Source organism: Solimicrobium silvestre, from assembly GCF_002976435.1.
In the GTDB taxonomy this organism is placed as follows: Bacteria; Pseudomonadota; Gammaproteobacteria; order Burkholderiales; family Burkholderiaceae_D; genus Solimicrobium; species Solimicrobium silvestre.
Genome location: NZ_PUGF01000044.1, coordinates 1 through 13,218 on the forward strand (window position 1 = coordinate 1; position 13,218 = coordinate 13,218).

The 13,218-nt window shown below is 46.7% G+C and carries 11 protein-coding genes and 3 pseudogenes; 1 reads left to right on the forward strand and 13 read right to left on the reverse strand.

The window, feature by feature from the left end; genetic code table 11:
* Positions 1 to 67: 67 nt before the first annotated feature.
* Entirely contained in the window at positions 68 to 2,641 is a 2,574-nt protein-coding gene (locus S2091_RS23395) for a DUF6531 domain-containing protein (RefSeq protein WP_133166970.1), read from the reverse strand.
* Between the two features lie 469 nt (positions 2,642 to 3,110).
* Between S2091_RS23395 and S2091_RS23400 the strand changes: the two are divergent.
* A pseudogene (locus tag S2091_RS23400) lies at positions 3,111 to 3,341 on the forward strand (type II secretion system protein GspG); the annotation flags it as partial.
* A 480-nt stretch (positions 3,342 to 3,821) separates the two neighbouring features.
* Here the strand turns inward: S2091_RS23400 and S2091_RS23405 are convergent.
* The 12 genes and pseudogenes from S2091_RS23405 to S2091_RS24180 all read right to left on the reverse strand — a co-directional run.
* On the reverse strand, positions 3,822 to 4,142 hold the full coding sequence (locus tag S2091_RS23405) for a hypothetical protein (RefSeq protein WP_105534398.1): 321 nt from the start codon (positions 4,140 to 4,142) through the stop codon (positions 3,822 to 3,824).
* A gap of 70 nt (positions 4,143 to 4,212) precedes the next feature.
* Positions 4,213 to 4,905, reverse strand: coding sequence for an RHS repeat-associated core domain-containing protein (locus S2091_RS23410; protein ID WP_243405544.1), 693 nt, complete (start codon positions 4,903 to 4,905; stop codon positions 4,213 to 4,215).
* 141 nt (positions 4,906 to 5,046) lie between these two features.
* Positions 5,047 to 5,526: a DUF6714 family protein gene (locus S2091_RS23415; protein ID WP_105534400.1), complete on the reverse strand. Its 480-nt coding sequence runs from the start codon at positions 5,524 to 5,526 to the stop codon at positions 5,047 to 5,049.
* Positions 5,523 to 6,146, reverse strand: a complete 624-nt coding sequence (locus tag S2091_RS24730; protein ID WP_105534401.1) for an RHS repeat-associated core domain-containing protein — start codon at positions 6,144 to 6,146, stop codon at positions 5,523 to 5,525. Before S2091_RS24730 ends, S2091_RS23415 begins: the two co-directional genes overlap by 4 nt.
* A gap of 327 nt (positions 6,147 to 6,473) precedes the next feature.
* Positions 6,474 to 6,851 (reverse strand): ankyrin repeat domain-containing protein, encoded by a 378-nt coding sequence (locus tag S2091_RS23425; RefSeq protein WP_133166971.1) that lies wholly within the window; start codon positions 6,849 to 6,851, stop codon positions 6,474 to 6,476.
* Entirely contained in the window at positions 6,829 to 7,239 is a 411-nt protein-coding gene (locus S2091_RS23430) for a hypothetical protein (protein ID WP_243405545.1), read from the reverse strand. The genes S2091_RS23425 and S2091_RS23430 overlap by 23 nt, the downstream gene beginning before the upstream one ends.
* A gap of 78 nt (positions 7,240 to 7,317) precedes the next feature.
* Positions 7,318 to 7,425 (reverse strand): annotated as a pseudogene (locus S2091_RS24735) (RHS repeat-associated core domain-containing protein); the annotation flags it as partial.
* Positions 7,412 to 7,807, reverse strand: coding sequence for an ankyrin repeat domain-containing protein (locus S2091_RS23435; protein WP_105534403.1), 396 nt, complete (start codon positions 7,805 to 7,807; stop codon positions 7,412 to 7,414). The pseudogene S2091_RS24735 and the gene S2091_RS23435, both read right to left, overlap by 14 nt.
* A complete protein-coding gene (locus tag S2091_RS24835; protein WP_423828260.1) occupies positions 7,797 to 8,348 on the reverse strand; it encodes an RHS repeat-associated core domain-containing protein in 552 nt (183 codons plus the stop codon). The genes S2091_RS23435 and S2091_RS24835 overlap by 11 nt, the downstream gene beginning before the upstream one ends.
* A 196-nt stretch (positions 8,349 to 8,544) precedes the next feature.
* Positions 8,545 to 9,084, reverse strand: coding sequence for a hypothetical protein (locus S2091_RS23445; protein ID WP_243405546.1), 540 nt, complete (start codon positions 9,082 to 9,084; stop codon positions 8,545 to 8,547).
* 14 nt (positions 9,085 to 9,098) lie between these two features.
* Complete coding sequence (locus S2091_RS24605) at positions 9,099 to 12,698, reverse strand: RHS repeat-associated core domain-containing protein (protein WP_243405547.1); 3,600 nt, start codon at positions 12,696 to 12,698, stop codon at positions 9,099 to 9,101.
* A 128-nt stretch (positions 12,699 to 12,826) separates the two neighbouring features.
* A pseudogene (locus S2091_RS24180) lies at positions 12,827 to 13,218 on the reverse strand (hypothetical protein); the annotation flags it as partial.

Below are 13,218 nucleotides of genomic sequence, written 5' to 3' on the forward strand. Positions count from 1 at the left end.
ACTAGTCCCAGCGTCGCTAAGAGGGTTAGGGATCGGTTTAATTTACAACGACAGATAGGCGCCTGCATTATTGAGCTCCAGTGATTTGTTGAAGACGGTTTAGGGCATCCACCACGCGGCTGATCTGACGAGCCAGGTTGCCACTGGTGTCGTTGACTTGTTCTAGTGTCCGGTTGCCCATGGCATCCAGGGTGTAGTTGACGGTGTTGCCGAGGTTGTCGGCGATGTTGGTTAAGCGATGCGCGGTGTCGTAGGTGTACGTTAACTTGGCTTGATTGGGAAACGTGACACTGATTAACTGGCCTACGCCGTCGTAGTTATAACTGGTGACTTCACTGCCTTTGCTTTGACTGGTTAGCCAGCCACGCGGGCTGTAGACGTAAGTGGTGGTTAAGCCATTTGGATCGGTGATGCTGCCCACATGACCATTCAGGTCGTAATTGCTTAAGGTGGTGACTTGACCGGCGGCGTTGGTGACGCTGCTCAGGTTGCCGTAGGTGTCGTAGGCGAACTGCGTAAGGTCGGTGACATCGGTGCGGGGGCCGGTGATCGTCAACACTTGGCCGACGCTGTTGTACGTGTAAGTCCATTTACGTGGGGTGCCGGTGACTGTCGCACTAACTCCCTGAACACCATTCACATCCGTTGTGGCTTGCTGAGTCTTGTTTAGTAAGTTGCCGTTCGTGTCGTACGTGTAGGTGGTCATACGTAACGGTTCCGCCACTTGCGCTGGTAAGCGGTATGTTGGATTCCAGCTCGTCGTGATGGTTCTGGCTTGCGCTGTGCCCGCCGCTTCCGTGCGGATTAATTCGAGATTCCGATTCGCGTCGTACGTGTAGTTGGTGATATGGCCGTTGAAGTCCGTGTGGCTCGCCAGGTTGCCATTGGTGTCATAGGTACTCGATGACGTCGCTACCGCACTGCCACTGCCAGCCGGTTGAGTGACCAAGTTGCCGACAACTAAACCATTGACGGCAGTAAATCCATAGGTCGTCTGTGTGCCTAGCGGCGAGGTGACGACACTCGTGTTATTGCCATTGACATCGGCAGCACCGACAGCGATTTGGTAGCTATCAACACCCGCACCTAACTGGGAGGACGTCGCTATTCCGTTGCAGTCAAACGTCCAGCTGACGGAGCGTGTGCCGTTCTCATCGACAATCCCCGTTAAGGCATTGAGCAAATAACCGAAACCATTACCAACTGGAGCCGATCCGGGACAGACTGTACCGCCATTAATTTGTGCCGCTTCGTTGTAATACAGCGTCTTGGTTTTACCATCCGGGTACGTGATGGAGGTTAAGTTGTTGGCACTGCAGGCGATTGATTGGGCTGTGTTGGCGGCATTACATCCGGCCGAAACACCATCGTACGCGTACTGGGTGAGCTGACCATTGGGATCGATCGTTTCGGTGATACGACCTAAACTATCGTGCTCGAATTGCAGTTGCCGTCCCCAATTATCGGTCACGCACAACAGCGTGCCGGAAGTGACGACGGCACCCGCTTGTACGTGCGGGCAAATCGGGGCGGTGGCGGGATAACGTCCGACACTGCTGTCGTTCGAGGCGCCGGTACTGTAAGTCAATTGCTGGGTAGTGCCACCGGGCGAGGTCAGACTCAGTAATACGCCGTTGCCGTCAAATAACTCGCGGTGGTTGTCGGTATCGGTAAAGGTGAAACTGGTGGGCGTGACACCATCGCTGGCCAAGGTCGAGGTGAGTTGACCGGTGACTCCCTGATCCGCCGTCCAGACTTGATTGCCCGCAGTGGCGGCCGGTGCGGTGAAATACAGTCCTTTGCCATCACCACGTGTCACGGCAACGACTTGCCATACTGGGACGGGCGGATATTCACACCAGATATACCCGGTGTCCGTGCGTTGCCAGCAGATCACGGGAATGTTCGAGGCCACCATGTTGGGTGGTGTTGCCCAGCCAATCGGCGCCACACGGGCATCGTACGGTTGCGTCCATCGGGTACCAAACGAACGCACCGTGCTCGCATCAGGATTCGTGGGCGAGCTGTTATACGTTCGGCTAATACTGAGCCCTGATAAGGGTGCCGCTAACGTCAGGTCGGTTTGTGTTTGGTAACTGTTGCCGGTGCCGACGTTGATGGGGTCGCCCACACTCTTGGCTTTATCGCAAATAGGGCAACCATTGTTGATGGGCTTGGCTTTGGGCGGGGCGGCCACTTGTACTACGGGGACGCATTTTTGGACGTCGCCAAAATAGCGGCTATTGGGCGGACAGACGAACGTGCAATAATAATTCGCACCGGTTGTACCGCCTATAGTGGAACCAGGTGGACAGTAATACTCTGCATAAATAAGAACCCCTGTAAAAAAATCACCAGTTGAATTACTATTACTATTGGATTGAGCGCGACATTCAAACCCCAATATAGGATCTGCAGGGTTTCCCTGCTGCTCAAGCTGAACAACATACACCGAAAGAGAAATTCCGTTGCCAATAGCCGCATATTGACCGGGAATCGCATTACAAGCCGCATTAAAAGTACCCATATCTATTACGCCATAAGGAGTACCGTCGTATTCAACAGTAGGAGCAACTGTTTGACCAAAAGAAGGAGAAAAATTAAAAATCAAAAATACAAAAATGAAGAAAAGCTTTTTCAATGTGAAATCCTGTTCGTTGGACTTGATTATTGTTGTCGAGTGAAGATTGATCCGCCCTGCCGTTTTATTATTGATTCAGGATGAGTCGCTGCTGTTTGAAACAGTCATTCACCACCTGTTGCATGCTGCCTAATAAAAAGATTTGGCAAGGTACTATGTAAATATCATTCTGTCTATGCCCTAAATAGGGTATTCGGCCTATTGTCAAACAAAAAACTACATAATTTAGAGTTGTGGCATTTTTAAAAGTCAAATAATCAAAATGCCCTATTTAGGGCATAGCTTTTAGGCACAAAATACTGTAATTTCTCGAAATTCCGTCAGGCAACATATTATTTCTATAAAAATTCAAAAAAACACCCCATCTATATCGACACCATTTTAATTATTTACCAATTCATTAAATTCAGCAGTCAGATCAAGGTACGACGTTTACTATTCCCAATGCTCACTCACATTCTTTCTTTTTATGTATAAAATAACAACTAAAAATCGTAAAAATACTGGCTTCACTCTCCTGGAATTGTTGGTCGTTATTGTCATCATTGGATTACTAGCCGCCTATGTGGGCCCTAAGTACTTTGCGCAGCTAGGTAAATCTGAAGTTACTATCGCTAAATCCCAAATTGAAGCATTTGATAAAGCTGTCGACACGTTCCGACTGGATGTAGGGCGTTTTCCGACTAGCGAAGAAGGCTTGGCCTGTTGACGCGCATCCAACAGAGTCACGCTGGTTTTTATGAACTTTTCGCATTTCAGATCGAAACCGGTCAACTGCGAAATTTGCATAACGTCCTAAAATGCAAAATGGCGAGCTGACGCCCGCCACCTTTTAAATTACAAAAATAAATATCGTTACAGTGTTAGAACCAACAACATAAAGCGCAATAAAAATCATTGCTCTCTACGCAAACTACTCACTCTATATTTCAAATAACTCTTTAAATATAAACCGCTGATCAGATCCAATTTCTTTATCTACAAATTCAAAGGCACTACCACTAAGATCTCGATAACGCCACAAACTACGCTTAAGATTAGGCTCCGATATAGCACGGTTTAAAGCAATCCAATCGGACAATTTAAACCATAGGCTTTTCTTAGCCGCTAAAAAAGCCGCTCTTATCCAGTAGTTCACTGGAGGGAGCGGCTTTTTTTATTATTTAAAAGAGAAAAAATGTTACCTATTTATCCTAGGAATGAATCCAAATTTAAAAGCAAGGACTATAGGTAGTGTACATCCACAAATAAAAATTATTGCTTCTGATATTGTTAAATTTTTACCCACAAGAACTTCACCAGCAATATTCGCTACTGCAAATCCGACTACCGCCACCGTTGATAAATAACTTAACCACTGAATAATTTGGGAATGCAATTTTTTATTAGACTTGAATTTATTTTGGACTCTAATATTCAAACTGATACATATAGAAACTAAAGCTCCTATGGCTAGTCCTCCAATTAAATATTGCCAATTAAAATCACCAAATAAATTCATTTTCATTCCAATCAACTATCTATTTTCATAAAGAATATTTGAAGGCCTTAACCCTATAGGTAGGCATTAATTATCTACGAGCACCACCAACTGAAGTTGGCAATGCAACGGTCGCGGCCTCTTGCGCTACACCACTTACAGTAGCCGCTACAACAGCTTGTTGAGCAGAGGTCAATCCCGCATAGGGAGCAACTGATGAATACATTGCGTTAGCATAAGGTACCGCTACGTAACCAAGGCCTGCCGCCCCGGCTCCAACACCAGCCATAGTAAGAGTTTCCAAACCATCCCATTCCTGATAAAAATTAAATGTCTTACCACACGCCTTTGCTTCATCTTTTTTGCCAAGATATTGACCAATAGCATCTCCAGATGCTCCAGCAGCCGCACCCGCAAGCATGTTACCCAGAAGCCCCCATCCTGCTGGAGTATAGGCGGCGGCACCGATTGCTGCACCAGCAGCCATCGCGCCTAAAAGAGACCCTGTCGAACCATTTGGATTTGAAGCGTTATAAGACATTCCAGCTGTGATACCACCAATAACAGCACCAACTGCTCCAGGACACCAAGGACACAGCCCTGAACGATCAGATAGCGATATTGGGTTTTGGCCAACGTAACCAAAAGTGCTAGTTCCGCTTCCCAAGCCAATTAGATCACTTTGAATGTAACGACCTGATAATGGGTCGTAATCGCGATAGTAGTTCTGATGGAGATTGGTCTCTGCATCAAGTGAGCTGCCCGACGCACTTTTACCGTACACGGAGACGTTTTCCCTATATGCCGTAACGGTTTGCGCGAAACTAAAGAAGTCACTTCCCCTATTTTTTATAAAATTTTTCTAGACGCGATTTTTACACACATCTAGTTCCAAACTATTGATCAAGCTGAATTTGAATATTTTTTATAAGTATTTTGACCAATAAGATTTCAATGCTAATGCGGCTTCATCAACAGGATAATGTTTACAATATTTATCACTCATCACAACCAAATATTTTGCAATTGCATTTAAATAGATATGATCATAAGCTTCAAAAATTGAACGGTAATAATAATTTGGATCAGTTGCTGTAGTAACCAACTTATTGATCACTACATCAAAAATAGCATCAGCGATATCATATTCGATCAAAGCCATTTTCATATACCCTGGAAAAAAATAACGAAATGCGCTAGGGGTCATAAATGACAGACAAGCAGAAGGATCACCAGGATAGTCCTCCTGCAATTCTTTAACCCCTAATTTGTCCCACTGCTTTCCTCTAAAATAATTTGATACGTAGCTCGCTTCAATACTATTTTTATCAGAAATATTGTCGTCATCAGGATAAGGTAAGTTATTAAATAAATTGAATATTTCATCGAATAATTGATCCATCATTGCATCATCCCTTCACACCTTGCAACACCCTGCCAAGCATCAATTGCAGCATCCCTATGTCCTTGATCGCCGCCTTTGAAACAGATTTTATTTATTTCATCACGAGCCATCGCGCACTCTCTACTGTTTTCTTTCATTATTTCTAGCTCTACTCCATCCATGCCCGGCTTACATGATCGAGGCCGTTTACACGAATTATTAACTGTATCCTGCATCCTCTGTTGATCTTGGGGATGACAATCTCCCGGAGGCGGCATTGTTTGGGCAGTAGGGCAAACTTTCAGGCCAGCCTTATCATAGGTAGGACTTAAGGCTTGATTGAGCCAAGCTGGTAAATGTGGTTGTGGTGGTGGAGGTAACGGCTCAACTGGATCAAGAGGTGTTGTATGTGTACAAATTACGAAGAATCCGCTAACTGAACAATTCCAATCTAGTCCATCCGAGTCTGATCTTGTCAACGGATTTGATCCAGTATAGCTGTAAGTACTGAGGCCTCCAGCTAAGCCAATAAGGTCACTTTCAATATATCGACCAGTTGTCGGATCAAAGTCTCTGAATTTGTTATAGTGAAGATTAGTCTCTGCATCAAGTGAGCCCCCCGATGCACTTTCACCGTACACGGAGACGTTTTTCCTATATGCAGTAACGGTTTGCGCGGAATTAAAGAAGTCACTTCCTCTGTTTGTTATAAAATTTTCCTAGACGCGATTTTGAGCCACGCACGCCCACACTGGCAAGCTATTTTTCACTGTGGCAAGTAGCACACCTGCACCCCATGCATGTACTCTAATCGCACTTCTTTAGCAGCTAAAAATAAAACCGCTACAATCCGATTTGCATCGGAGGGAGCGGTTTTTTTATTACTTAAAAGAGAAAGAATACCGTTGCTGCGTTAAGGCTAGTCACTTGGTGCATTACGCTTCACTAATGACACCCTAGATTACACCTTACCGAGTTAATTTAGCAAGAATCGGTAAAAACATCTCATCCCCCTCCATATAGTCGATTGGCGTATCCCCATAATCATTCCCCAGGTTGACATTCGCCCCACTAGAGATCAATGCTTCAACCATCAGCAGTTGCCGATTCGATATAGCATAGTGCAGAGGAGTATTTCCGACGTCGCCTTTTAAATTGACGTCATTCACATATGGAAGCATGATTTTTACCCCATCAATATCTCCGTCATATGCAGCGATATGAAAAGGAGTGTCGCCATCCGGCCCAGGACTTGTTGGCGAATTTATCGGGTATCCCTCAAACATATCTAGTGCGGCATACTTTCTTAGTATATTTTCTAGTTTATCGTTTGCATGATTTTTCACAATCTTCAAGCTCCTTTTTCCAACGTGTTACGTTCTCGCTGTCGAAGTCATTAACGTCTGCATGTCGTTTGCCGTCTGGCCAGCCCGGGTTAGGAAATGACATGTCATGAGCAGTTCTAGCAGCAATCATTTGCTCATGAAACGCAATTTTATTCCTTAGCTCTTGACAAGGGTCGTTTGGATCACGCTCGTACCCTTGTCGTTGAAACGCTTTGTACGCGTCATGCGACTCTTTGCGAGCTTGTTTAGTTGACTGCAGCGGATCACTATTAATTGCATCATATGCTTTATCTGCAAGCCACCAACCAACACCGAATCCAACTGCGCCACCAACTACCGTCCCTACACCTGGCAATATAGCTGTACCGATCTCAGCTCCTCCAATCACCCCTGCTACAGGATTCGTTCCACGAGGATCACGATATTGAAGAGGATTACTGCGAACATAGCTATAAGTCGAAATCTGACCGCCAAATAAACCAAGAGGATCAGATTCAATATAACGCCCCGTCGTAGGGTCATAGTCACGGAATAAGTTCTGATTCAGATTAGTCTCTGCATCAGTTTTTTTTATGCACCTTAGATTTTAATACTGATATGGCCGCGCTACTACCTGCTGAGATAGCGCAATCGAGCGGCTTCCTACCATCATCATTCTTAATATTTCGATCAGCACCTTTATCAAGCAAGACGACTATTATCTCGGCATTATTTTTCATCGCGGCGAAATGTAATGCGGTGAATTGACGTTCATCTAATGCGTTGACATCAGCACCATTATCGAGAAGAACTTCCACAATGGAGATATCCCCTAAAATAACTGCTATATGCAATGGCGAGTCACCACTCCAATCTCGCTGATTTACATCAACCAAGTCAACTTCATTCCGATCATCATCCAAATAATAAGTGTGGCTCGCAATTTTTGCAAAAACAGTCTTAAGATCATTTATCACAAGGACACCCCATCGCTTTCATTTGTCTTTCGATTTTGTTGACTTTTCCTTGTGCGATCATCACTTGAAGCAGATGCCCAAAATCATAGATTCCGCGATACCAGACATCTGTAAAATCAACCCGCATTGTCGCAAGTTGCTTCCAAAAATCTCTCTGTGCCTTTAATTCGTCGCAATTTGGATCATTTTGTTTCGGCGGCCGACCATATTTTTGAAATTCCTTATACACCAGATAATCAGCATCCTTCTCAGCTTGCTGCTCAGGAGTCAGATTGTCGGTATTATTCCAACTAGGTAAACCTGGCAGTTCTGGAGGGCACATGAACATAACGCAAATCCTGTACCCCGGAGCCAGTCCTTGAGGATCAGAACTTGCAAGAGGATTTCCACTGACGTAACCGTAAGTGCTGATACCTCCTGTCAAACCGATTGGATCTGATTCAACATATCGACCTGTTGTAGGGTCGTAATCCCGGTATGCGTTATAGTGGAGATTGGTCTCTGCATCAAGTGAGCTGCCCGACGCACTCTCACCGTACACGGAGACGTTTTCCCTATATGCCGTAACGGTTTGCGCGGAATTAAAGAAGTCACTTCCCCTGTTTTTTATAAAATTTTTCTAGGCGCATTTTTTTGATCTGCAATCCAATACCAATGTTTCTAAAAATATTGAGCTTCATCAAATCAGCACCAACCCACAAAAAAACTTGCAATACATGCTAGCTTTTCATACTCATCTAAATTTTGAATGTTGGCTTAGGATTGAATTCATTCACTACACCAGTCGTCTTATAAAAACGCTCACCCTCCCCCTTTTGAAATTGTGAAAAACGAGCAGTTACAAGGTTTTTACACTTATCTAAATCGCTAAGTAATTTATTTTCTGGACACACACCAAACAACTCTAAATGATGAAGGGGCTCAATTTCAGTCAATGGTGCAAGCGATTGAATAATTGTACATTTACCCTGCGCATCCCAAGCTGGTGATGTAGATAAAGATAAGGAATCTAGATGCAATAACTTAGCCAAAGGATCTAAACTACTAATTTTGGGTAAATGAATAATGCTCAAATACTTCAATTTCGACAGAGTTACCAGGAAATCTAACGAATCATCAGGAAACGATGCAACGACCAATTCTTCAACATTCGGAAATTCCTCTAGCACTTGCAAAGTTTTATATTTGCAATGCCATATTCTAATTGAGTGAATATCATTATGATTGTTCACTTTTGGAAATTTTTTTGCCTCATCCCTCATTAAATCTAAATGCATAGATTCCCCATTGTTTATTTCCACCCATTTAAGGACAACCACAAACTCCCCCATTGCACTGCTTGGACATACCAAGAGCGATTAGATGCAATTGAATTAATTTGATTCTCAAATTGAGGGTTTTGATTGATTAATGTTTGCTCAATAGCTCTAGCTTGATCTTTTGTAACTTGCGAAGAAGTTACTTTCCAGAAGGCGTCAAAACGATCACCATGCTGTGCGGTACGACAAGCTAAATCTTTGGATATACCTGCATAAACTGGCTCACCATTTCTAAATCCAAGATATACATCATAAGCAGATTCTGTCACCACCCTTCCTTCAAATACTATTCCTGACGAAGGATTAGGTACACCAGATACAACTTCCAAACCAACTGCACCAATAGTACCTAAAGTAACAGAATTTTCTGCAATGAAAAAATATGCTGCAAAACACATTGGGCAAAGTCCAGCCGGATCTCGAAAAGCTGTTGGATTTCCTCCAACATATCCGAATGTGCTTAGTCCAGCATGTAATCCAATCGGATCAGACTCTGTATATCGCCCTGTAGATGGATCGTAATCCCGGAAATAGTTGTAATGAAGATTGGTCTCTGCATCATAATACTGCCCCGGATACCGCAAGTTAAATGTAAACTGCCCTGCCCCAGTCACTTCCGTTTTCGGTGGTGTACTACCAAACGCTTCACCATCCCACTGCCACACCGTATTGCCATCCGAATCCGTAATCAAGCGCGGTGTATTGAGTTGATCGGTGCTGATGTAATAAATCTGCTCTGCGGCACTTCCGCTACCTGCCGCTACGGCAATCGTCACCGGAGCGCTGGTGGCGGTTAAACCGTTATTGTCCGTCACTTGTGCGGTGAGCTGGTAACTACCGGCGACCGTATTCGGTATCACTATGCTATACGGTGGTTGGGTGACTGTTCCCATTAATCCGGTGCCATTAAAGAACGCCACTTGCGTGATGGTGCCACTACTATCGGTCGCTGTCGCGGTTAATGTCAATGCCGCTGGCGCGGTGAGTGATTGGGTTATCGTTGGGCTTGTTAACGTGATCAGCAATGGCGCCACCGTCACGGTAAAAGACTGCATTACTTGCGGTGCTGGGCTGTAAGTGCTGCTCCCCACTTGATTTGCTGCAATCGTACAGGTTCCGGCACTCACTAATGTCACCGTTGAACCCGATACGGTACACACCGGTGTGGTGCTGGAAGTGAAACTAATTGCTAAACCTGAGCTGCTCGTCGCAGACAACTCGAATGGTGCAGCACCAAACTGTTGATTCGCTGGCGCTGTAAAACTAATCGTTTGCGTTTCAGCCGTGACCGTAAAGGATTGGCTAACTTCCGGAGCTGCGCTGAAGTTGCCACTACCGGCTTGATCCGCCGCAATGGTACACGTCCCTGCACTCACTAACGTCACCGTCGAACCCGATACCGTACACACCGGTGTGGTGCTGGACATGAAACTAATTGCTAAACCTGAGCTACTTGTTGCCGACAATACAAAGGGAGCTGCACCAAACTGTTGATTCGCCAATGTCGCAAAGCTAATCGTTTGTGCTTCTGCCGTCACCGTAAAAGATTGACTCACCTCCGGAGCAGCGCTGAAGTTACTGCTACCGGCTTGGTCCGCTGCAATGGTACATGTCCCTGCACTCACTAACGTTACCGTCGAACCCGATACCGTACACACCGGTGTGGTGCTGGAAGTGAAACTAATTGCTAAACCTGAGCTGCTCGTGGCAGTTAATGCAAACGGTGCAGCACCAAACTGTTGATTCCCTGGTGCCGCAAAGTTAATCGTTTGCGCTTCGGTAGTGATAATGAAGGATTGGGTGACTTGCGTCGCCGCGCTGTAATTACTGCTCCCCACTTGGTTCGCTGTAATCGTACACGTTCCCGCACTCACTAATGTCACTATCGAACCCGATACCGTACACACCGGTGTGGTGCTGGACATGAAACTAATCGCTAAACCAGAGCTGCTCGTTGCCGACAACGCGAAGGGAGCAGCACCAAATTGTTGAGTAGCTGGTGCGGTAAAGCTAATCGTTTGTGCCTCAGCAGTGACAGTGAAGGATTGGGTGACTTGCGTCGCCGCGCTGTAATTACTGCTTCCAGTTTGATTCGCATTGATCGTACACGTCCCTGCACTCACTAATGTCACCGTCGAACCCGATACCGTACAGACCGGCGTTGTCGTGGACGTGAAACTGACCGCTAAACCTGAAGTACTCGTTGCGGTTAGTGCAAACGGTGCTGCACCAAACTGTTGGCTAGCTAGCGATGCAAAGTTAATCGTTTGCGCTTCAGTGGTCACGGCAAAGGAATTGGCTACTTGAGGCGCCGCACTGTAGGTCGTATTCCCTACCTGATTCGCATTGATCGTACACGTTCCACCCGCAAGCAACGTGACCGTTGAACCCGACACGGTACAGACCGAGGTGGTTGCTGAGGTGAACGCCACCGCTAAGTTGGCGCTGCTGGTGGCGGACACCGTAAAAGGTGCTGCACCGTAGGGTTTACCGGCCAAGGCGGTAAAGGTGATCGTTTGCGCTTCTTGTGCCACCGTCAACGAATTGGCAACCTGGGCTGCCGCACTGTAGAGGGTATTGCCCGCCTGATTCGCATTAATGGTGCAAGTACCCGGAGCGACTAAGGTGACGGTGCTGCCGGATACGGTACAGACTGACGTGGTGGCTGAGGTGAACGCCACCGCCAGGTTGGCGCTGCTGGTGGCGGACACCGTAAAGGGTGCTGCACCATACGTCTTACCGGCTAACGTCGCAAAGCTAATCGTTTGCGCTTCTTTCGCTACCGTCATCGATTGCGCAACTTGAGGAGCTGCACTGTAATCGGTATTACCCGCTTGATTCGCATCGATCGTACAGGTACCGGGAGCAACTAACGTGACGGTGCTGCCGGATACAGTACAGACTGACGTCGTGGCTGAGGTGAACGCCACGGCTAAGTTGGCACTGCTGGTCGCTGAGACGGCGAATGGTGCTGTGCCGTACGACTTACCGGTCAACGCCGCAAACGTGATGGTTTGTGTTCCTTTGGTGACCGTAAACGATTCGGCCACTTGGGGAGCGGCGTTGTAATTGACATTACCGGCTTGATTGGCATCAATCGTACAGGTGCCGGGAGCAACCAAGGTGACGATGCTGCCGGATACGGTACAGATTGCGGTAGTCGCGGAAGTGAATGTAGTCGCGAGCTTGGCACTGCTCGTTGCTGACACGGTGAACGGGGCGGTGCCGTATGACTTACCGGTCAACGCTGCAAACGTGATCGTTTGGGCTTCTTTAGCGACCGTCAACGATTGCGCAACTTGGGTCGCGGCACTGTAGGTGGTATTGCCTGCCTGATTCGCGACGATCGTACAGGTACCCGGTGCCACGACCGTCACCGTCGCGCCGGAAACGGTACACACCGCTGTGGTAGTCGAAGTGAAGGTCACCGCTAAACCAGAGCTGCTAGTGGCGGACACCGTAAAGGGTGCCACGCCGTAGGTTTTACTTGCTAAGGCCGCAAACGTGATCGTTTGCTTGGTGCTGGCCATTACTGGCTGTTGCGTTAGTACGCTTAGCAGCATGGCTGCCATCCACCATCCTATTACACTCTTTTTTATCACAACTGGTTCCCCTTGCACGATCTAGTTAAGTAGATCGTTGATATGCTATTGACGATTGATTTTATTTTTGCTTGTTCAGCTTGATTGCATGTGGTGCTCTAGTGCTGCGCCACCGCCACCGGGATATCGTTGAGGTAGATGTAATCTGCCCCCTTGGTGCCCGTGCTCTCGCCAATCAACTTACCACCCTGGTCGTAGTTAAAGACCGTCGTGCCATTCGGTGTGACTTTAAGCACCCGCTGCCCTAATGCATTGATCTGGTATTGCACCGCACCGATGGCAGTTTGTGCGCTCACCATCCGGCCACGGGCATCGTAGGCAAACTGGTTATTGACGTTGTTGGTGATGCTGCCATTGGCGTCGCTTTGGATCGTATTCACTTGGCTACCGCTGACTTGGGTCAGTTGGTTACTGGTGCTGCCATAGCTGTATTGGGTGTTCGTTCCGCCATTGCCCATCGTGGTGCGGTTGCCGACGGCATCGTAGTTAT

Bases quoted from the DNA above. Each gene is read 5' to 3' on its own strand.
- S2091_RS23405 (WP_105534398.1), bottom strand. From the start codon at position 4,142: ATGAATTTATTTGGTGATTTTAATTGGCAATATTTAATTGGAGGACTA.
- S2091_RS23415 (WP_105534400.1), bottom strand. From the start codon at position 5,526: ATGATGGATCAATTATTCGATGAAATATTCAATTTATTTAATAACTTA.
- S2091_RS23445 (WP_243405546.1), bottom strand. From the start codon at position 9,084: ATGCATTTAGATTTAATGAGGGATGAGGCAAAAAAATTTCCAAAAGTG.
- S2091_RS24605 (WP_243405547.1), bottom strand. From the start codon at position 12,698: ATGGCAGCCATGCTGCTAAGCGTACTAACGCAACAGCCAGTAATGGCC.